Source organism: Simplicispira piscis (assembly GCF_054783455.1).
In genome coordinates, this window is record NZ_BAAGQN010000018.1 from 138,179 (window position 1) to 157,499 (window position 19,321).

At 60.0% G+C, this 19,321-nt stretch carries 20 protein-coding genes and 1 tRNA gene; 11 read left to right on the plus strand and 10 right to left on the minus strand.

From position 1 onward, the window contains the following. Nucleotides 1–555, plus strand: a 555-nt coding sequence (locus ACYVOC_RS14140) for an ABC transporter permease (protein ID WP_461162222.1), incomplete at its 5' end; no start/stop codon positions are given. 33 nt (nucleotides 556–588) lie between these two features. On the opposite strand, the gene ACYVOC_RS14145 is transcribed toward ACYVOC_RS14140, so the two are convergent. Continuing rightward, nucleotides 589–897, minus strand: a complete 309-nt coding sequence (locus ACYVOC_RS14145; protein ID WP_116003026.1) for a DciA family protein — start codon at nucleotides 895–897, stop codon at nucleotides 589–591. Between the two features lie 29 nt (nucleotides 898–926). Here ACYVOC_RS14145 and ACYVOC_RS14150 point away from each other — a divergent pair, with 29 nt between their 5' ends. From ACYVOC_RS14150 to ACYVOC_RS14170, 5 genes are all read left to right on the plus strand, one after another. Then, nucleotides 927–1,895: a M23 family metallopeptidase gene (locus ACYVOC_RS14150; RefSeq protein WP_461162223.1), complete on the plus strand. Its 969-nt coding sequence runs from the start codon at nucleotides 927–929 to the stop codon at nucleotides 1,893–1,895. 137 nt (nucleotides 1,896–2,032) lie between these two features. Further along, nucleotides 2,033–4,792 carry a preprotein translocase subunit SecA gene (secA, locus tag ACYVOC_RS14155; protein ID WP_116003028.1) on the plus strand — a complete coding sequence of 920 codons (2,760 nt, stop codon included), beginning with the start codon at nucleotides 2,033–2,035 and terminating at the stop codon, nucleotides 4,790–4,792. Between the two features lie 96 nt (nucleotides 4,793–4,888). Beyond that, nucleotides 4,889–6,124: a bifunctional glutamate N-acetyltransferase/amino-acid acetyltransferase ArgJ gene (gene argJ, locus ACYVOC_RS14160; RefSeq protein ID WP_461162224.1), complete on the plus strand. Its 1,236-nt coding sequence runs from the start codon at nucleotides 4,889–4,891 to the stop codon at nucleotides 6,122–6,124. A gap of 44 nt (nucleotides 6,125–6,168) precedes the next feature. After that, nucleotides 6,169–7,041 (plus strand): ATP-binding protein, encoded by an 873-nt coding sequence (locus ACYVOC_RS14165; RefSeq protein WP_461162225.1) that lies wholly within the window; start codon nucleotides 6,169–6,171, stop codon nucleotides 7,039–7,041. Continuing rightward, a complete protein-coding gene (locus ACYVOC_RS14170; RefSeq protein ID WP_116003031.1) occupies nucleotides 7,019–7,489 on the plus strand; it encodes an NUDIX domain-containing protein in 471 nt (156 codons plus the stop codon). The genes ACYVOC_RS14165 and ACYVOC_RS14170 overlap by 23 nt, the downstream gene beginning before the upstream one ends. 37 nt (nucleotides 7,490–7,526) lie before the next feature. On the opposite strand, the gene ACYVOC_RS14175 is transcribed toward ACYVOC_RS14170, so the two are convergent. The 8 genes from ACYVOC_RS14175 to ACYVOC_RS14210 form a co-directional block, all read right to left on the minus strand. Continuing rightward, on the minus strand, nucleotides 7,527–7,751 hold the full coding sequence (locus ACYVOC_RS14175; RefSeq protein WP_461162226.1) for a DNA gyrase inhibitor YacG: 225 nt from the start codon (nucleotides 7,749–7,751) through the stop codon (nucleotides 7,527–7,529). A 15-nt stretch (nucleotides 7,752–7,766) separates the two neighbouring features. After that, entirely contained in the window at nucleotides 7,767–8,522 is a 756-nt protein-coding gene (gene zapD / locus ACYVOC_RS14180; protein ID WP_116005914.1) for a cell division protein ZapD, read from the minus strand. 159 nt (nucleotides 8,523–8,681) lie between these two features. Beyond that, on the minus strand, nucleotides 8,682–9,302 hold the full coding sequence (gene coaE, locus ACYVOC_RS14185) for a dephospho-CoA kinase (RefSeq protein WP_461162227.1): 621 nt from the start codon (nucleotides 9,300–9,302) through the stop codon (nucleotides 8,682–8,684). Continuing rightward, nucleotides 9,299–10,174 carry a prepilin peptidase gene (locus tag ACYVOC_RS14190; RefSeq protein WP_461162228.1) on the minus strand — a complete coding sequence of 292 codons (876 nt, stop codon included), beginning with the start codon at nucleotides 10,172–10,174 and terminating at the stop codon, nucleotides 9,299–9,301. The genes coaE and ACYVOC_RS14190 overlap by 4 nt, the downstream gene beginning before the upstream one ends. Further along, nucleotides 10,174–11,391 (minus strand): type II secretion system F family protein, encoded by a 1,218-nt coding sequence (locus tag ACYVOC_RS14195; RefSeq protein WP_461162229.1) that lies wholly within the window; start codon nucleotides 11,389–11,391, stop codon nucleotides 10,174–10,176. Before ACYVOC_RS14195 ends, ACYVOC_RS14190 begins: the two co-directional genes overlap by 1 nt. 23 nt (nucleotides 11,392–11,414) lie before the next feature. Further along, a complete protein-coding gene (pilB, locus tag ACYVOC_RS14200; protein WP_461162230.1) occupies nucleotides 11,415–13,151 on the minus strand; it encodes a type IV-A pilus assembly ATPase PilB in 1,737 nt (578 codons plus the stop codon). 121 nt (nucleotides 13,152–13,272) lie between these two features. After that, nucleotides 13,273–13,349: transfer RNA gene (locus ACYVOC_RS14205), tRNA-Pro, on the minus strand. Nucleotides 13,350–13,376: 27 nt separating this feature from the next. Continuing rightward, entirely contained in the window at nucleotides 13,377–14,306 is a 930-nt protein-coding gene (locus ACYVOC_RS14210) for a polyprenyl synthetase family protein (protein WP_116003037.1), read from the minus strand. 249 nt (nucleotides 14,307–14,555) lie between these two features. Here ACYVOC_RS14210 and rplU point away from each other — a divergent pair, with 249 nt between their 5' ends. From rplU to proB, 4 genes are all read left to right on the plus strand, one after another. Beyond that, a complete protein-coding gene (gene rplU / locus ACYVOC_RS14215; protein ID WP_116003038.1) occupies nucleotides 14,556–14,867 on the plus strand; it encodes a 50S ribosomal protein L21 in 312 nt (103 codons plus the stop codon). Between the two features lie 16 nt (nucleotides 14,868–14,883). Beyond that, nucleotides 14,884–15,144, plus strand: coding sequence for a 50S ribosomal protein L27 (gene rpmA, locus ACYVOC_RS14220; RefSeq protein WP_116003039.1), 261 nt, complete (start codon nucleotides 14,884–14,886; stop codon nucleotides 15,142–15,144). 217 nt (nucleotides 15,145–15,361) lie between these two features. Next, nucleotides 15,362–16,435, plus strand: a complete 1,074-nt coding sequence (gene cgtA, locus ACYVOC_RS14225; protein WP_461162231.1) for an Obg family GTPase CgtA — start codon at nucleotides 15,362–15,364, stop codon at nucleotides 16,433–16,435. 62 nt (nucleotides 16,436–16,497) lie between these two features. Then, entirely contained in the window at nucleotides 16,498–17,652 is a 1,155-nt protein-coding gene (gene proB / locus ACYVOC_RS14230; RefSeq protein ID WP_461162232.1) for a glutamate 5-kinase, read from the plus strand. A 139-nt stretch (nucleotides 17,653–17,791) separates the two neighbouring features. Here proB and ACYVOC_RS14235 read toward each other — a convergent pair whose 3' ends face one another. Next, nucleotides 17,792–18,478 (minus strand): RNA pyrophosphohydrolase, encoded by a 687-nt coding sequence (locus tag ACYVOC_RS14235; RefSeq protein ID WP_461162233.1) that lies wholly within the window; start codon nucleotides 18,476–18,478, stop codon nucleotides 17,792–17,794. 90 nt (nucleotides 18,479–18,568) lie between these two features. On the opposite strand from ACYVOC_RS14235, the gene proS reads away from it, so the two are divergent. After that, the coding region (proS, locus tag ACYVOC_RS14240) for a proline--tRNA ligase (protein ID WP_461162234.1) at nucleotides 18,569–19,321 on the plus strand (753 nt) is incomplete at its 3' end.

Sequence of the window (19,321 nt, forward strand, 5' to 3'; positions counted from 1 at the left end):
GCGGTACGCCGCCGTCCTGATGTATTGACGCGCGGTGTGGTGCGGCTTGCCAGTGTGGGTTATGCGGTGCCGGGTGCCGTCATTGTGGTGGGCCTGTTACTGCCTGTGGGTTGGTTGCAAGAGTTGGTTCCGGGCTGGGGGGTGGGGGCGCTGGTGACCACCACCGCGGTGGGCATTGTCTGGGCCTACCTGGTGCGGTTTTGCGCAGTGGCGCTGCAGTCGGTGCAAAGCGGCTATGCCCGTATCCCGGGCAGTCTGGACGATTCGGCGCGCATGCTGGGCGCGCGCAGTGGCCGCCTTCTGGTCGGTGTCCACTGGCCCCTGTTGCGTCGCTCGACTGCCGCAGCGGCCCTGCTGGTTTTTGTGGATGTGATGAAAGAGTTGCCTGCCACCATGGTGCTGCGCCCCTTCAACAGCGACACGCTGGCTGTGGTGGCCTATCAATTGGCCCGTGACGAACGCTTGGGCGAGGCGGCCTTGCCCTCGCTGGCGCTGGTGCTGGTGGGCTTGGTTCCGGTCATTCTGCTCAGCCGAACGCTGCGCGGCCGGGATTGAATGGGTCCTGAAACCAGGGGTTTTCCCTTGTATTCAAGACGTTCCGGTTTGAATTTTCAGGCGAATCACGTTAACCTCCCACCCCTTGCTGCGCAGATGGGCCTGCATGGCAGGCAGCAACTGGCGCAGTTTGGCCGCTGCTGCGTTGTTTCGCACCACCAGGCACCAGGTCTGGCCCTCAATGGGGCCGGCCTGCAGCGCCGGGCGCAGTGCAGGCGGAATCAAGGATTCCACCGCCCGAAGCCGTTCGCTCGATTCCCGCGATAGCGCTGTCAGTTTCGCCAGCATGGGCGCTTCGTCTGCAGCTTGTTGCAGGGTGACGGCGTGGTGGCGGCGGTTCATGGGGGCTTGGGAAATACAGGAAATCAAGAATGCAGTTGATTATCATGGACTCGCGGCTGACCCGCAGCAGGACGCTCCAGTTGACCGGGGGGCGGCTGGTGGCAGCAGCCCTGGCGGCGTCTCTGGTGCTGATGTGCGTGGCGGCTCTTCTCTACCATCTGGTGTTTCTCAAAGGCGCGCGGGAAGGCTGGCCCGTGGTCGGATCGCTGGTGCGGCTGGTGGTGCAAGATGAATTCGAGCAGCGTGACCGCTTCATGCGACACAACCTGGATGCCATTGCCCGCAAGCTGGGCGAAATGCAGGCGCGCATGGTGGAGCTCGAATCGTTGGGGGACCGTGTCTCAGGACTCGCAGGCATTACGCCTCCAGCCGACAAGGCGCGATTGCCGGGCATGGGTGGGGCCTTGCTGTCGGCGCGCTCTCTCACGGTGCAGGAACTGGAGGCCAGCCTTGCCGAGCTGGAACAGGTGGCGGGCCAGCGCATCGACCTGATGACGGTGCTGGAGTCGCGCTTGTTTGACCAGCGCATCAGCAAATACATGGCTCCCACCGAGCTCCCCGTGCCGGGCACGGCGGCTGGTTCCACGTTTGGTTTTCGCATCGATCCCTTCACGGGGAAGTCCGCATTGCATGCAGGGCTCGACTTTCCGGCCCCTACCGGGTCGGATATCGTTGCTGCTGCGGGCGGCGTGGTCATCACCCAGGAGTTCCATCCAGCCTTTGGCAACATGGTCGAGCTGGACCATGGCAACCAATTGGTCACCCGCTACGCCCATACATCCAAGGTACTGGTCCAGCGCGGCGACCTGGTGCGCCGTGGCCAGAAGATTGCCGAGGTGGGGACCACAGGGCGCTCGACCGGGCCGCATCTTCATTTCGAGGTGCTGGTGCAGGGCGTGCCGCAGAACCCCCAGAAATTCCTCTTGGCAGGAGGAGCCCCCGGCGCGCAGGTCGCATTGCAAGGTGCTGCTGAGCCCGTGCTGTCTGCAGGCAGGTAAAATCGCTTTTTGGGGGCCAGAGCCTGCCGGTAACGGCGGACCGCTTGTATTAGCAGGCGCAGGCCCCAACTGAACTCACTACTTCACAGGATTCTGGTCGTTCGGCGTGCACTGGCGCGCAGGGCGAACCTGTTCGCATGGCCACCAACTTTCTCACTAAAATTTTCGGCAGCCGCAATGACCGGCTTCTCAAGCAGTACCGCAAGACGGTGGCCATCATCAATGCAAAGGAGCCCGAGTACGAGGCGCTGAGCGATGATGCACTGCGTGCCAAGACACAGGAATTCAAGGACCGCGTAGCCGCTGGCGAATCGCTCGATGCGCTGCTGCCCGAAGCGTTTGCGGTGGTGCGCGAAGGTTCCAAGCGCGTCATGAAGATGCGCCATTTCGATGTGCAGCTTCTCGGCGGCATGGGATTGCACTACGGCAAGATCGCTGAAATGCGCACAGGCGAGGGCAAGACACTGACGGCAACCCTGCCGGTGTACCTCAATGCCCTGTCCGGCGACGGTGTGCACGTGGTGACGGTGAACGACTATTTGGCAGGCCGCGACGCCAAGTGGATGGGGCGTCTGTACAACTTTCTCGGGCTGACGGTGGGTATCAACCTGCCCAATATGCCACGCGAGGAAAAGCAGGCCGCCTACAACGCCGACATCACCTACGGCACGAACAACGAGTACGGGTTCGACTATCTGCGCGACAACATGGTCTACGAGGCAAATGACCGCGTGCAGCGCAAGCTGAACTTTGCCATCGTCGATGAAGTGGACTCCATCCTGATCGACGAGGCGCGCACTCCGCTCATCATCAGTGGCCAGGCCGAAGACCACACAGCGACCTATCTGGCGATGAACAAAATTGTTCCCTTGCTGGTGCGCCAGGAAGGTGAGGCCGATCCGCGTACGGGTGAAGGCGTCACCAAGCCTGGTGACTTCACGGTGGACGAAAAGACGCACCAGGTGTTCCTGACCGAGCAGGGCCACGAGACAGCCGAGCGTGTGCTGGCAGCCAACGGCCTGATTCCGGAGGGCGCCTCGCTCTACGATCCGGCCAACATCACGTTGATGCACCACCTGTATGCTGCGCTGCGCGCCAACCACCTCTATAACCGGGACCAGCACTATGTGGTGCAAGAGGGCGAGATCGTCATCGTTGACGAATTCACTGGCCGCCTGATGGCGGGGCGCCGCTGGAGCGAAGGACTGCACCAGGCCGTCGAAGCCAAGGAAGGCGTGCAAATCCAGGCCGAGAACCAGACGATGGCCTCGATCACCTTCCAGAACTATTTCCGCCTCTACAACAAGCTCTCGGGGATGACGGGAACGGCCGATACCGAGGCCTATGAATTCCAGGAAATCTACGGCCTGGAAACCATGGTGATTCCGCCCAACCGCCCGAGCAAGCGCGACGACCAGCTCGACCGCGTGTACAAGACGACGCGCGAAAAGTATGAAGCGGCCATCAAGGACATCCGCGAGTGCCACGAGCGCGGGCAGCCCGTGTTGGTGGGTACCACCTCGATCGAGAACTCCGAGATCATCGATGAGCTGTTGAACAAGGTGGGCTTGCCGCACCAGGTACTCAACGCCAAGCAGCACGCCCGCGAGGCCGACATCGTGGCCCAGGCCGGGCGCGCCGGCATGATCACCATTGCTACCAACATGGCAGGCCGCGGAACGGACATTGTGCTGGGCGGCAATATCGAGAAGGACATCGCTGCCATTGAGGCCGATGAAACCCTGGATGAGAGCACGAAGCAGTCGCGCATTGCCCAGACGCGCGCCGACTGGTCGGTCGAGCATGACAAGGTCAAAGAACTGGGCGGCCTGCGCATCATTGCCACTGAGCGCCATGAGTCACGCCGTATCGATAACCAGTTGCGCGGCCGTTCGGGCCGCCAGGGTGACCCTGGCTCCTCGCGCTTTTACCTGAGCCTGGACGATTCGCTGATGCGCATCTTCGCGGGTGACCGTGTCAAGGCCATCATGGATCGGCTCAAGATGCCCGATGGAGAAGCCATCGAGGCCGGCATCGTCACGCGCAGCATCGAATCGGCGCAGCGCAAGGTCGAAGCGCGTAACTTTGATGTGCGCAAGCAGCTGCTTGAATACGACGACGTGGCCAACGACCAGCGCAAGGTGATTTACCAGCAGCGCAATGACATTCTTGATGCCGCCGATCTGTCCGACGTGATCGCTGCCATGCGCGAGGACTGCTTCAGCGACATTGTGCGTGAACATGTTCCTGCGGAATCGGTCGAGGAGCAATGGAATCTCCCGGCGCTTGAAAAGGTGCTGGCCGAAGAGTGGCAGATCCCGATGGCGTTGCAGTCGCTGGTGGAAGGGTCCAGCTCCGTCACCGACGATGAAATTCTGGAGAAGGTCGTTCAGGCCGCCCATGACACCTTCGAGGCGAAGGTGCAACTGGTGGGCCAGGAGAATTTCACCCAGTTCGAGCGTGTAGTGTTGTTGCAGACTTTCGACTCCAACTGGCGTGATCACCTGAGCGCGCTGGACTACCTGCGCCAGGGCATCCACCTGCGCGGGTATGCACAAAAGCAGCCCAAGCAGGAATACAAGCGCGAAGCCTTTGAACTGTTCCGCCAACTGCTCGATATGGTGAAGAACGAGGTCACAAAGATCTTGATGACGGTGCAGGTGCAGTCGCCTGACCAACTGGACCAAGTGGCCGAAGACATGGAGCAACGGGCTGAGAACATTGCCAATGTGACCTACACCGCGCCGACGGAAACCGGCGAGGTGGAAACCACGGTGGATGAAAGAACACTGAGCGTGCAGCAAAAAGTGGCAGCCGGTGGCCGCGTGGGTCGCAACGATCCTTGCCCTTGTGGAAGCGGCAAGAAATACAAGCAGTGCCACGGCAAGCTCGCCTGAACCTGCTTTCGCATCTGACACGGGCTTCGGCCCGTGTTTTCATTTCGGTGGCACGGTGACTGCGTATCATCGGCCGAGTTTTTGGAAGGAAACACCATGCCCGTTCATCTCTCCGCTCCCGTTCCCTCGGACCTGCACCCGGTCGCCGGGGTGCGCATTGGCGTCGCCGAAGCGGGCGTGCGCAAGGCCCACCGCAAGGATCTTACGGTCTTTCTGCTCGATGAAGGGGCGACTGTCGGCGGCGTGTTCACGCAGAACCGTTTTTGCGCAGCGCCCGTGCAGGTGTGCCGTGAATCCCTGGCGTTGCACCAGGGCCAAGGCATTCGTGCCCTGGTGGTCAACACCGGCAACGCCAATGCCGGTACCGGCCAGGATGGGCTGCAGCGTGCCCGCTCCACCTGCGATGCACTGGCCGCGCAGCTGGGTGTCGCCTCCACGCAAGTGCTGCCGTTCTCCACTGGCGTCATCATGGAGCCCCTGCCAGTTGACCGCATTACGGCTGGGCTGCCTGCTGCTCTTGCCGATGCGCGCCCCGACCATTGGGGCCGTGCGGCCGAAGGCATCATGACCACCGATACGGTGGCCAAGGCGTTCAGCACCCAGGTGCAACTGGGCGGCGCCACGGTGTCGGTCACGGGGATCAGCAAGGGCGCTGGCATGATCCGCCCGAACATGGCCACCATGCTGGGTTTTCTGGCAACCGACGCCTGTGTGGCACCCGCCCTGGTGCAGCAACTGGCGCGTGAGCTTGCCGATCAGTCGTTCAACCGCATCACCATCGATGGCGATACCTCGACCAACGACTGCTTCATGGTCGTCGCCACGCACCAGGCGGGCAATGCGCTCATCAACTCACTGGAAAGTCCCGAGGGCCGGACGCTCAAGGCGGCCATGTTGCACATTGCGCAGCAACTGGCGCAGGCCATCGTGCGGGACGGTGAGGGTGCCACCAAGTTCATTACGATCCGCATCGAGGGAGGCAAGACGGGCGAGGAATGCCGCAAGGTGGCCTACGCGATTGCGCATTCGCCGCTGGTCAAGACGGCCTTCTTCGCCAGCGACCCGAACCTGGGCCGCATCCTGGCCGCCGTGGGTTATGCCGGTATCGATGACCTGGACCAGACCGGCATCGACTTGTACCTTGACGATGTACATGTGGCGGTGAAAGGCGGGCGCAACCCGGAGTACCGAGAAGAAGACGGACAGCGCGTCATGCAGCAGAGCGAAATCACGGTGCGCGTTGTGCTGGGACGTGGTGATGCTGCAGAGACGGTGTGGACCTGCGATCTGAGCCATGACTATGTCACCATCAATGCGGATTATCGCTCCTGAATTGCTAGCTGTTAGCGCTTGATGTGTAAGCTCTTGGTGCCGAAATGAACGATAAATTTGACCATCTGATGATGCGTGCAGAGCAACTCATCGCACGCATCGAGTCCGTGTTGCCGCAGCCCTTGTGCGCGCCCGACTGGCTGGGGGCTATCGCCTGGCGTTACCGCAAGCGCAGCAGTGGCCACGGCACGCTGGAGCCTGTGCGCCATGTGGCTGCGATGCAGTTGGCGGACTTGAAGGAAATCGACGGTCAGAAGGAAAAGATCGAGCGCAACACGCGGCAGTTTGTCGAAGGGCGCGCGGCCAACAATGTGCTGCTGACCGGTGCGCGTGGCACGGGGAAATCCTCGCTCATCAAGGCCTGTCTGAATGCCTATGCACCGCAGGGGCTGCGACTGATCGAGGTGGACAAAGCCGATCTCACCGACTTGCCGGACATCGTGGAAGTAGTGGCCGGGCGGCCCGAAAAATTCATTGTCTTCTGTGATGACCTGAGCTTCGAAGACGGTGAGCCGGGCTACAAGGCACTCAAGTCCATTCTGGATGGCTCGGTAGCGGCTGCCACGCCCAATGTGCTGATCTACGCGACCAGCAACCGCCGCCATCTGCTGCCCGAATACATGCGGGAGAACCTCAGCTACACGCATACCGATGATGGTGAAATCCATCCGGGAGAAGGGGTGGAGGAGAAAATTTCTCTCTCGGAGCGTTTTGGTCTGTGGGTGAGCTTTTACCCTTTCAGCCAGGACGAATACCTGGCCATCACCGCGCAGTGGCTGGCGTCGTTGGGAGTGTCTGCTGCCTCTATTGAGGCAGCGCGCCCCGAAGCGCTGGTCTGGGCATTGGAGCGTGGTTCGCGCAGCGGCCGCGTGGCCTACCAGTTTGCCCGCGACTATGCAGGGCGCCACGGTGGCTGAAGCCGCCACGTCCCCCGCACCGCGCACGCACACTGAAGTGGCGGTGGGCATCCTGTTGCGCCGTGATGGCGCTTTGCTGCTCACCACCCGGCCGCCCGGTAAGGCCTATGCCGGTTACTGGGAGTTTCCGGGCGGCAAGATCGAAGCGGGCGAGACCGTCGAGCAGGCGCTACGCCGTGAACTGATCGAAGAGCTTGGCGTCACCATCGGCCCGGCGCAGGTCTGGAAAGTGACGGAACACGATTATCCTCACGCGCTCGTGCGGCTGCACTGGTGCAAGGTGTGGGAATGGACGGGCGACTTGGAGATGCGCGAAGGCCAGGCCATGTCCTGGCAAGCTTGGCCCCCTGTGGTGCGCCCGGTATTGCCGGGCGCCGTGCCTGTGCTGGACTGGCTGGCCCAGGAGCGTGGTGTACCGTTCGATCCTGAAATACTATTAAAAAAATAGCTGCTAACGCTTGCTGAGTAAGCGTTAGAGCCGTATTTCACTCAATACTCGTTCGCGGATCACCAAAGGGCGCCTCGTCGGGAGGTGCCTCGGCAGGGACACGAAACCCTTCACTTGCCCAGGCGCCCAGATCCATCTGCTTGCAACGCTCACTGCAGAAAGGGCGCCAGGGGTTTTGTGGGCTATAGAGGCTGGGGCCGCGACAGGCGGGACAGGCCACCTGGCGAGCGAATGAAGAATCAGTGGGTGGCTGGGGTGACATGGTTCCACAGCGTCCTCAGGCGCACAGAGTCAGTTCAAAAACGGCGTCTTCCGTGTTGGCCAGCAAATGCCCATCAGCTTGCTGCTGCATCAGGCGCACTGAAACCATAAGCCGGTTACCGCTGATCTCGGGGACTAATCCCAGTGCGGGGTCAATGCGCAGGCGCAGCAACTGAAAGGTGCGGCCCTGGGGCAGGTTTTGTTGCAGTTGCCCCCGTTCGGCAGCCACCTTTTGGGCGACGCCTGTGTCGCGCAGAAGCTTGAGCAGCAGAAAAATGGATTCTGCCAACGGAGCCAGCGTGCTGACCCAGCCTTCGAGTGCTTGCTGTCGCTCCTTTGCGGGGCGGTGCTGCCAGGCAGCGTAGCTAGGCAGGTCAAAACCACAGGTGCCCCCCGGAATACCGGCCCGGCTGCGGATGGCCATGAGCCAGTCGTTTTCCGTCAAGGGCTGGCCTGTCTTGCCGGTCTGGGTGTTCAGGCGGGTGAAACAGTGGTCGAGTTGGGCTACGATGCCGTCCAGCGCTGCTTCCGAGATGGCAGGGTTGCCACGGTAGCCGTCCAGCTGATGTTTCTGTTTTTCAATGTCTTTGAGCACATCCGATTTCAGATCAGCACGGGCGGCGACGTCCATGATCTCGAAGATGGTGGTCAAGGCAAAGTGGTGGTCCAGTGCCTCGGTGCGAGCGATGAGTTCGCCCAGCCGCCGGAACAGCAGTTCCAGTCGCAGATAGGTGCGAATGCGTTCGTTGAAGGGGTATTCGTAAAGAATCACGCTGCCAGGTTCCGGGTGGGGGGCCGCCCTGAAGGACGAAGGGGGCTTGTCGGGATTGCGCCGCGCAGCCATGGCCTACCGAGGTATGGTGGCATAGGGGGGGACGTTTTTTTCATGGGGATCGCGAGCATGTTCTGCGGGCTGCTTCCTGGGCGCTCATCATAGCCCGAACCGTGTGGCGAGTGCATCCACCTGGGATTGCAGTGCTTCCAGGGACAATTGGTCGTTGTAGAGGACTGCATCGGCTGCCCGGCGCCGGACAGCCCGGCTGGACTGCGCAGCAATGATGCCTTCAATGGTTTTTCGGTCAAGGGCATTGCGCGCCATGACGCGGTCGATTTGTGTCTCGGTTCGGCAATCAACCACCACCACTGCATCGAGCTGGCGTGGCCAGTGCCCTGATTCCACCAGTAAGGGGATGTCAAATACCAGCAGGCGCCGCCCCGCTGCTTCTGCAGCGCAGGCACGGCTTTCAGTGCATTGGGCAACCAGGGGGTGGAGAATAGCTTCGAGTTGTTTGCGCGACTCAGGCCTGGAAAAAGCGAGGTTACGCATGCGTGCACGGTCCAGGGCCCCACTGGCATCCATGTATTCGGATCCAAAGGTTTGAACAATCGACGGCATGGCCAGACCGCCAGGCTGGGTCATCTCTCGGGCGATCTGGTCCGCATCCAGGAGAATTGCTCCGCGGTTGACCAGGATACGGGCTACCGTACTTTTCCCGCTGCCAATACCGCCGGTCAGTCCTATCCGTACAGAGGAAGTTGGCGCGCGGTTCACAGGCCCAGGGTCTTTAGCAGGTTGTCCAGAATGGCCTGAGGGCCAAAAACCATACCGAGAAAACCCGCACCGGCCAGAAAGGGGCCAAAAGGAACATAGCCCCCTTCGCGCAGGCTGCTGGCAATTTTGAGTGCGATACCGATGATGGCCCCCACCACGGAGGCCATCAGGATCAGCGGGACGAGCGCCTGCCAGCCAAACCAGGCACCCAACGCGGCGAACAGCTTGAAATCGCCATAACCCATACCTTCCTTGCCCGTGGCCAGTTTAAAACCCCAGTAGACCAGCCAGAGTGAGAGGTAGCCGGCAACTGCGCCCATCACTGCACTGAAAAGAGGCACCTCGATCCATTGCAGGGCTGACGCCAGCAGGCCTGCCCATAACAGCGGCAAGGTCAGATCGTCGGGCAACAGGGTGGTATCCCAGTCGATGAAGGCCAGGGCGACCAGCATGGCGGAAAAGAAACACCATGCCAGTCCGGCCGGTGTGGCGCCCCAGTGCTGCACGCAGAAGAAGAACAACCCTGCCGTGAAGAGCTCGACCATCGGATAGCGGGCACTGATGCCGACTCCGCACGAGGAGCAGCGGCCTCGCAGGAATATGTAGCTGAGCACCGGAATGTTTTCGTACCAGCGCAACTGGTGCCCGCAAGCCTGGCAGCGAGAGCGTGGCCGGGACAGGTTGAAAACCTCTGGCTGCGTTGCCGCGGGGGCTTGGTGACCAGCAGTCGTTGCCGCATAGTCAGCGCATTCAGCGGCCCATTGGCGCTCCATCATTTTGGGAATGCGGTAGATCACGACATTCAGGAAGCTGCCCACCAGCAAACCCAGGATGCTCGCCAGCGCGGCATCCGACCACGGTGCCAGCAGCATCAGACGACCTGGCCCAGCTTGAAGATCGGCAGGTACATCGACACCACAATACCGCCGATCAGGGTGCCGAGGAACACAATGATGATGGGTTCCATCAAGCTCGAGAGCCCGGCTACCATTTCGTCGACTTCGGCCTCGTAGAAGTCAGCCGCCTTGCCCAGCATGTGGTCAATGGAGCCAGATTCTTCACCAATGGCACACATCTGTATCACCATAGAAGGGAATACATTGGCATTGCTCATGGCGGCAGTCAAGCTGGTGCCGGTGGACACTTCCTGCTGGATCTTGTCGGTTGCCATGGCGTAGACCGAATTGCCGGCGGCACCTCCAACGGAATCTAGTGCTTCAACCAGCGGAACGCCAGCGGCGAACATGGTGGAGAGTGTGCGGGTCCACCGTGCGACGGCAGATTTGTTGATCAGGTCGCCAAAGATCGGGATGCGCAGTAACAACCGGTCCATGAACATCTGCATCTTCTCGTTGCGTTTCCACGCTTGCATGAAGAAGTAGAAACCACCACCGAGCACTCCAAAGATCAGCCACCACCATTTGACGAAAACCTCGCTGATGCCCATCACGACCAAGGTGGGGGCAGGCAGGTCGGCACCAAAGGAAGTGAATACCTCCTTGAAGGCCGGGATCACGAAAATCATGATCACAGTCACCACGACAAATGCCACGATAACAACCGAAATGGGATACATCAACGCAGACCGGATCTTGGATTTGATCGCCTCCGTCTTTTCCATGTAAAGCGCTAGCCGATCCAGCAGAGCTTCCAGGATACCGGCGGCTTCGCCAGCTTCGACCAGATTGCAATACAGGCTATCGAAATACATTGGGTATTTGCGGAATGCCCCGTTGAGCGAGGTGCCGGTTTCCACATCTCCGCGGATCTCGTTGAGCAACTTGCCCACGCTGGGGTTCGTGTTTCCGCGCCCTACGATGTCAAAGGCCTGCAGCAGGGGCACGCCTGCTTTCATCATGGTCGCCATCTGCCGCGTGAACAATGCGATGTCCTTGGGCTTTATTTTCTTGCCCGAGCGCATGCGGCGCTTCTTGATCTTTGTGGGGAAAACGCCCTGTCGGCGCAAGGTGGCCTGCACCTGGTTTTCCCCCGATGCGCGGATTTCACCGCGAACGATTTTTCCGTTGCGGTCCTTGCCCTCCCATTCAAAGACAAAATCCTTGATGCTCCGTGATGCAGCGGTTGCCATTGCGCTTCCTTGTCTGATAGTTCTTATAGGTTGGTGACGGCCAGGACTTCCTCGAGTGAAGTCAGGCCCTGGCGCGCCTTGTGCAGCCCGGACTCGCGCAGCGAGCGCACGCCCTCACTCCGTGCTTGCTCTGCGATGTCCAGTGCGCTGCCATCGCGCAAAATAATGCGTTGGATGTCTTCGGTGATGGGCATGACCTGGTAGATGCCTACGCGCCCCTTGTAGCCGTTATTACAGGCAGAGCAGCCCACAGGTTTGTAGGGTACCCAGGAGCCATCGATGTCTTCTTCTGCGTAGCCTGCCTCGATCAGTGCTTCGTGGGGGATGTCTGCAGGTGCCTTGCACTGGGGGCATAAGCGTCGTGCCAGTCGCTGGGCTGTGATCAGAATTACGCTGGAAGCAATATTGAAGGGGGCAATGCCCATGTTGCGCATCCGCGTCAACGTTGTGGGCGCATCGTTGGTGTGCAGTGTCGAGAGCACCAAGTGGCCGGTCTGGGCGGCTTTGATGGAGATGTCGGCTGTTTCCAGATCGCGGATTTCCCCCACCATGATGATGTCAGGATCCTGGCGCAGGAAGGATTTAAGGGCCACGGCAAAGGTCAGTCCAGCCTTGTCGTTCACGTTGACCTGGTTGACGCCAGGAAGGTTGATTTCAGATGGGTCTTCCGCTGTTGCGATATTGACCCCCGGCTTGTTCAGCAGGTTCAAGCACGTATACAGGGACACCGTTTTCCCGGAGCCCGTGGGTCCGGTCACCAGAATCATGCCGTAAGGACGTTCGATAGCTTTGAGCAGGCGCTCTTTTTCCACGGCGTCGTAGCCGAGGGCGTCGATACCCATCTTGGCGCTGCTGGGGTCGAGAATACGGATCACGATCTTCTCGCCGAACAAAGTCGGCAAGGTGCTGACGCGAAAGTCGATCACCCGGTCAGGCCCCACTTTGAGCTTCATGCGGCCGTCTTGTGGCACCCGTTTTTCAGAGATGTCCAAGCGAGAGATGACCTTGATACGAGAGGCCAGCTTGTCCTTGATGGCAATCGGCGGCGATGCGATTTCGCGCAATTCTCCATCGATGCGGAAGCGGACCCGGTAGTGGTGCTCGTAAGGCTCGAAATGCAAGTCAGACGCGCGCATATTGAAGGCGTCAAGCAGCATCTTGTGCAGGAACTTGACGATGGGTGCATCTTCGACATCCCCAGCGCCGGTGTCTGCAGATTCGGTGGATTCTTCGATGGGGACATCGTCAAATTCAAAATCACCACTGGTATTGAAAGCGTCCATGCTTTCGCCAACGGATTTTGTGTTGGCATCCACCAGTTTGGATAACTTGTCGTATTCGGCAATGATCCAGTCCACACCCATCTGGGTCGTGAACTTGATTTTTTCTGCCGCCTCCTGGTCCGTGGGGTCTGCTGTCGCGACGATCAACCGGTTGTTGCGTTTGCTGAGAACCAGTACGCGATACGCTTGGCAAATCTTGGCATCAAGCAAATCCTTGGGCAGACGCAAGGGGTCGATGGCATTCAGATCCAGCAGTGGCGCGCCAAAAACAGCAGAAACCGTGTGGGCCAAGTCTGCGGCCGAGACGCCGCCGGTGCTTGTGACCTCGGCAATGAAGCTTGTGCGGCTGGCCTGCGACTTCTTGTAAATGTCTTCGGCGGCTTTAGGAGTCAGCTTGCCCGCAGAAATCAATGCCCTGCCCAAACCTGGAAGGGAAATCGAAGCGGAATCTTTCTGGGCGGAGTCGACTGCAGCCATGTAACCGATGGATAGGAGGAAAGTTATATGAACCATCCTATCATCGCTGATCGCCGCAAGGCTGTAAATCACAGCGAAAATCGACGAGGCGTTTTGCTGGATGCAGCTGGATATTGGGATATGGTCGGGGTGAGAGGATTCGAACCTCCGGCCTCTACGTCCCGAACGTAGCGCTCTACCTGGCTAAGCTACACCCCGATAGGCTGAGCCCTCTGCTCCTGAGAATCAGGTGCGGCGCCCTAGTAGCTGAGCGGCTAATTGTATCAATCCGGCGCTGTATTCATTGGCTGGAAGGTGCTTCGCTGCGGCAATGGCGCGGCGTGCTTCTGCGGCGGCTGCGTCCCGTGCAATATCGAGAGCGCCCGTGCTACGGACGATATTCAGGATGGCGTCGAGTTGTTCGGTGCTGCCGTTTTCAATGGCGTGCCGCACGGTGCTTGCATCGGCTGTAGAGCCGCGCTGCATGGCTGCAATCAAGGGGAGCGTTGCCTTGCCTTCGCGCAGGTCATCACCCAGGTTTTTCCCCATTTCGGTGGCGTCTCCATCGTAATCGAGCACGTCGTCAATGATCTGGAAGGCGGTGCCCAGGGCTTGACCGTAAGTTGCGCAGGCTTCCTCGATAACGACATCGCTGCCTGCAAGAACGGCGGCCAGGCGGGCGCTGGCCTCAAACAGTTTGGCCGTCTTGGAGCGGATTACCTGCAGGTATCCGGCCTCGTTCAGTGAGGCGTCGTGCATATTGATCAATTGCATGACTTCGCCCTCGGCGATGACATTGGTCGCGTCTGCAAGAATCTGCATGATCCTCATTTGCCCTGCGTCCACCATCATTTGGAAAGCCCGCGAGTAGAGAAAATCTCCCACCAGGACGCTGGCGGGGTTACCAAAAGTTTCATTTGCTGTGGCATGTCCGCGACGCAGTGTGGAGGCGTCGACCACATCATCGTGCAGCAAGGTTGCGGTGTGGATGAATTCGACCACGGCGGCCAGGTTAAAGCGCTGGGGATTTTTGTAGGCCAGGGCGCCACACACCAGAAGCAGCAAAGCAGGGCGCAGGCGTTTCCCACCGGCTGCAATGATGTATTGGGATATCTGGCCGACCAGCGGAACGTCAGAGGCCAGTCGGTGGGCGATCACCAGATCCACCTCGCGCATGTCGTTGGCAATAAGCGCAAGAGGAGAGGGGGCGGAAACGGGCGGGGGGGTGGTGGCAGTCAAGATGGTGGTCGCAAGCAATGCTGTGGATTATAGGAAGCGCGCCACCCTCGTTGCATGGGACGTGCGGCTGCCACAAGCAGGGGGCAAGGGGGTGCATCTGGCAGTGCTATAATCCCTGGCTCTGTGGAAATCCTTCCATGGAAGTTTCTTCAAGGTACGCAAGTACTAGAGTACGAAGAGGTCAACATGTACGCGGTCATAAAAACCGGCGGCAAGCAGTATCGCGTTGCTTCCGGCGAAAAAATTAAAGTAGAACAGATTGCTGCGGACGTAGGCCAGGAAATCGTCATCGACCAGGTTCTGGCTGTCGGCAACGGCGCTGAACTGAAGGTTGGTACGCCCCTGGTGTCCGGCGCAACTGTGAAAGCCACCGTTGTGGCACACGGCAAACACGACAAAGTGCACATCTTCAAGATGCGCCGTCGCAAGCACTATCAAAAACGCCAAGGTCACCGGCAGCAGTTCACCGAACTGCAAATCGGCGACATCGCCGGTTAAAGAAGGAGCTTAAGTCATGGCACAGAAAAAAGGCGGCGGCTCTACGCGAAACGGGCGCGATTCCAAGCCCAAAATGCTCGGTGTGAAAGCGTTCGGCGGTGAGCTGATCAGCGCGGGCTCCATCATCGTGCGTCAGCGCGGTACCAAGTTTCACCCCGGCCTCAACGTCGGCGTGGGCAAAGACCACACGCTGTTTGCCTTGGTAGACGGCCATGTGTCGTTTGCGGTCAAGGGCGCAATGTCGAAGCACACGGTCAACGTGACATCTGCAGCCTGAAGCATATTTGCTGCTTCAGCGCCCCGGCGTGATCCCGAATGGATCGTGAAATACAACAAGCCCCGCAATGCCGGGGCTTCGTTTTTTCCGTACGGGTAAGTGAAGAGACTGAAATGGCACACAGACCGCTGAGCCTGGCGCCCACAGGATCCTCGCCCTTACTATTGGGGCTGGCGCCTGGCGTATGCAGGCTGCTGTTTTGTAAATTGGAACCCCCATGAAATTCGTCGACGAAGCCTACATAGACATTTCTGCCGGTGACGGCGGCAATGGTTGCGTGTCGTTCCGGCATGAGAAATACAAGGAATTCGGCGGGCCCAATGGCGGTGACGGTGGAAGCGGCGGGCATGTGTTCGCAGTAGCCGACCCCAATCTGAACACATTGGTGGATTTCCGCTACTCGCGTCGCCACGAAGCCAAGCGTGGCGAGCATGGCATGGGATCGGACATGTTCGGCGCAGCGGGGAGCGATATCACGCTGAAGATGCCCGTGGGAACCATCATCAGCGACGCTGAAACCGGCGAGGTTCTGTACGAGTTGCTCACGCCTGGTGAGGTCATCACCATCGCCAAAGGCGGCGATGGCGGTTTTGGCAACATGCGGTTCAAGAGCGCCATCAACCGCGCACCTCGGCAAAAGACACCGGGTTGGCCTGGGGAGAAGAAAAGCCTCAAGCTTGAACTGAAAGTGTTGGCTGACGTGGGTTTGCTGGGCATGCCCAACGCGGGTAAATCGACCCTGATCGCGGCGATTTCCAATGCCCGACCGAAGATTGCAGACTACCCTTTCACCACTTTGCATCCCAATTTGGGTGTTGTGCGTGTGGGGCCTGAGCAGAGTTTTGTGGTCGCCGATATTCCCGGATTGATCGAAGGTGCTTCCGAAGGGGCAGGCCTGGGACACCAGTTCCTGCGCCACCTGCAACGCACCCGCCTGTTGCTGCACATCATCGATATGGCGCCGTTTGACGACAGCATCGATCCCGTCGCACAAGCCAAGGCCATCGTGGGGGAACTCAAAAAATACGATACGGGTTTGTACAAGAAGCCCCGTTGGTTGGTGCTGAATAAGCTGGACATGGTGCCGACCGAAGAGCGGGCTGCGCGTGTGGCTGATTTTGTCAAGCGTCTGCGCTGGAAGGGGCCTGTTTTCGAAATTTCGGCACTGACGCGTGAAGGGTGTGAGCCATTGATCCATGCGGTTTTCCGCCATGTCCAGGCTCAACACCTGGCGGAGCAGGCCCCTGTGGTCGAGGTGGATCCCCGCTTTGCCGGTGATGCGCCTGCCTGACGCAGTTATTTGCTGCGATATTGATAGCTGTATCCGCTTTATTGATGGGCGCTGAGGCCTTAATGGATCAAACAAATAGTTCAACCGTATTGCGTGACGCGCGCCGCATCGTGGTCAAGGTGGGGTCCAGCCTGGTCACCAACGAAGGCCGTGGGCTGGACGAGGTCGCTATTGGCGAGTGGAGCCGCCAACTGGCGGCCCTGGTGCGCGGCGAGGGCGGGGGGCGGCGCGAGGTCATCATGGTCTCCAGTGGCGCCATCGCCGAAGGCATGAAGCGCCTGGGCTGGGCCGTGCGCCCCCGCGAGGTGCATGAGTTGCAGGCCGCCGCCGCTGTTGGGCAGATGGGCCTGGCGCAGATGTACGAGACCAAGCTGCGCGAAAACGGCGCAGGCAGTGCACAGGTGCTGCTGACACATGCAGACCTGGCTGATCGGGAGCGCTATTTGAATGCGCGCTCGACCTTGTTGACCTTGCTGACTCTGGGCGTCGTGCCCGTGATCAACGAGAACGATACTGTCGTCAATGACGAAATCAAGTTTGGTGACAACGATACGCTCGGCGCGCTGGTGGCCAATCTGGTGGAAGCCGATGCGCTTGTCATCCTTACAGACCAGAAGGGTTTGTACACTGCCGATCCGCGACATGACCCGCAAGCCCAGTTTGTGCACGAAGCCCGTGCGGGTGATCCTGCGTTGGAGGCCATGGCGGGGGGCGCTGGCTCCAGCATTGGACGTGGGGGTATGTTGACCAAAATTCTGGCGGCGCGGCGCGCTGCTGGTTCCGGAGCATCCACCGTGATCGCCTGGGGTCGTGAACCCGATGTGCTCCTGCGGCTGACTCAGGGCGAAGCCATTGGCACGCTGCTGGTGGCACAGACTGCCAAGCAGCAGGCCCGCAAGCAGTGGATGGCCGACCACCTGCAATTGCGTGGAGCCGTTACTGTGGATGCTGGCGCTGCTGCCAAGCTGCGCGGTGAAGGTAAAAGCTTGCTGCCTATTGGCATGACCGGGATCGAGGGTGATTTTTCACGTGGTGATGTGATTGCGGTGCGCGACCCTGCTGGCGTAGAGCTTGCGCGGGGGTTGGCCAACTATTCCAGCGCCGAGGCTCGCCTGCTGTGCCGCAAGCCATCGTCCGAGTTTGAGCGGTTGCTGGGCTATACGGCTGAAGCGGAAATGGTACACCGTGACAACATGGTGCTGACGACTGGGGCGTAGCCCTGCATTGCCGTACTGCTCCATACACGGGACGGTAGGTGCGTGCGGAGCCTCAAAAACTGCGGGGCTTCCATTGTTGCGCAAGCCCGCGAACCACTCCCGTTTTTCGCCCTGCTGTTGCTTGCAGGGCGAACCATCCCTATTGCGGCGCCGAGGGCGAGTGTGGTGCAGGATCAGCAGATGATTCGACGGGCGAACGGCTGGCCGATTGAGGATCGGGGTCAAAGCTGGCGCCAGGCGGCAACTCCACACCGGGATGCAGCAGTAAACCACCGGTGCGGTGCATGCCGCCTCCAGACAACTCGTGTTCACGCGCACGCATGCCACTGCGCAAGTAGCGATTGCGCTGTTCATGGCGTGGCAAGAACCGGGCAAGTTCGGTCAGTGCCATTTCATAGACACCCCGTTTAAATTCCACCACCACGTCAAGCGGAACCCAGTAGTCGTTCCAACGCCAAGCGTCGAACTCGGGGTGATTGGTGGCACGCAGGTTCAGGTCCCAATCGTGCCCCATCAGTTGTAACAGATACCAGATTTGTTTCTGGCCCTTGTAGTGTCCGCGCGCGTCGCGGCGGATGTACCGGTCAGGCACCTCATAGCGCAACCAATCCCGGGTTCGGGCAACCACGCGAACGTGGTTGGGGTGCAAGCCTACTTCTTCGTGGAGTTCCCGGAACATCGCCTGTTCAGGCGATTCGCCGCGGTCTATGCCGCCTTGCGGAAACTGCCAGCTGTGGGTGCGTATGCGCTTGCCCCAGAACACCTGGTTTCTCTGGTTGAGCAGGATGATGCCGACGTTCGGCCGAAAGCCGTCCCGGTCAAGCATAATCGAACCCCAAATTTTTAAACTGTGTCCATTATGCACGGCACCTTGCCTGCAGCAAGGGGACCAGCCCCAACCGCCTGAAATTGCCCGATGAAAGCCTCCCAGTTCTTTATCTCCACCCTCAAAGAAGCGCCGGCCGATGCCGAAGTGGTCAGCCACCAACTCATGACGCGCGCGGGGTTGATCAAGAAGCTCGGTGCCGGGGTCTACAGCTACATGCCCATGGGTTTGCGGGTGATCCAGAAAGTCGAGGCCATCGTACGGGAGGAGATGACCCGCGCCGGTGCCGTGGAGCTGACCATGCCGGTGGTGCAACCGGCCGAGCTGTGGCAGGAAACGGGGCGTTTTGAGAGCATGGGCCCAGAGCTTCTGCGCATCAAGGACCGCCATGGCCGTGACTATGTCGTCCAGCCCACCAGTGAGGAAGTGGTCACTGACATTGCGCGCCAGGAACTGCGCAGCTACAAGCAGCTGCCCAAGAATTTCTACCAGATCCAGACCAAGTTCCGCGACGAACGCCGCCCCCGCTTTGGCCTGATGCGTGGACGTGAGTTCACCATGAAGGACGCTTATAGCTTTGACCGCGATCAGGTGGCGGCCAAGGCCAGCTACCAAGTCATGGCACAGGCTTACCGGCGCATTTTTGACCGCTTTGGTTTGACGTACCGTGCGGTGGCGGCCGACAGCGGCGCCATTGGCGGCGATCTGAGCGAAGAGTTCCAGGTGATTGCCGCCACCGGTGAGGACGCCATCGTCTTCTGCCCGGGCAGCGATTACGCAGCCAACATGGAAAAGGCCGAGGCCCTGGCGCCCGCCGGTCCGCGCCCCGCTGCAGCACAAGCC

Coding starts and splice junctions, on each gene's coding strand:
- ACYVOC_RS14235 (WP_461162233.1), bottom strand. CDS start 18,478: ATGCTTGACCGGGACGGCTTTCGGCCGAACGTCGGCATCATCCTGCTC.
- proB (WP_461162232.1), top strand. CDS start 16,498: ATGGATCAAACAAATAGTTCAACCGTATTGCGTGACGCGCGCCGCATC.
- ACYVOC_RS14170 (WP_116003031.1), top strand. CDS start 7,019: ATGCAGGGCGCCACGGTGGCTGAAGCCGCCACGTCCCCCGCACCGCGC.
- cgtA (WP_461162231.1), top strand. CDS start 15,362: ATGAAATTCGTCGACGAAGCCTACATAGACATTTCTGCCGGTGACGGC.
- ACYVOC_RS14175 (WP_461162226.1), bottom strand. CDS start 7,751: ATGTCACCCCAGCCACCCACTGATTCTTCATTCGCTCGCCAGGTGGCC.
- secA (WP_116003028.1), top strand. CDS start 2,033: ATGGCCACCAACTTTCTCACTAAAATTTTCGGCAGCCGCAATGACCGG.
- ACYVOC_RS14195 (WP_461162229.1), bottom strand. CDS start 11,391: ATGGCAACCGCTGCATCACGGAGCATCAAGGATTTTGTCTTTGAATGG.
- argJ (WP_461162224.1), top strand. CDS start 4,889: ATGCCCGTTCATCTCTCCGCTCCCGTTCCCTCGGACCTGCACCCGGTC.
- rplU (WP_116003038.1), top strand. CDS start 14,556: ATGTACGCGGTCATAAAAACCGGCGGCAAGCAGTATCGCGTTGCTTCC.
- ACYVOC_RS14190 (WP_461162228.1), bottom strand. CDS start 10,174: ATGCTGCTGGCACCGTGGTCGGATGCCGCGCTGGCGAGCATCCTGGGT.
- ACYVOC_RS14150 (WP_461162223.1), top strand. CDS start 927: ATGCAGTTGATTATCATGGACTCGCGGCTGACCCGCAGCAGGACGCTC.
- pilB (WP_461162230.1), bottom strand. CDS start 13,151: ATGGCTGCAGTCGACTCCGCCCAGAAAGATTCCGCTTCGATTTCCCTT.
- ACYVOC_RS14145 (WP_116003026.1), bottom strand. CDS start 897: ATGAACCGCCGCCACCACGCCGTCACCCTGCAACAAGCTGCAGACGAA.
- ACYVOC_RS14165 (WP_461162225.1), top strand. CDS start 6,169: ATGAACGATAAATTTGACCATCTGATGATGCGTGCAGAGCAACTCATC.
- rpmA (WP_116003039.1), top strand. CDS start 14,884: ATGGCACAGAAAAAAGGCGGCGGCTCTACGCGAAACGGGCGCGATTCC.
- ACYVOC_RS14210 (WP_116003037.1), bottom strand. CDS start 14,306: ATGCGCGAGGTGGATCTGGTGATCGCCCACCGACTGGCCTCTGACGTT.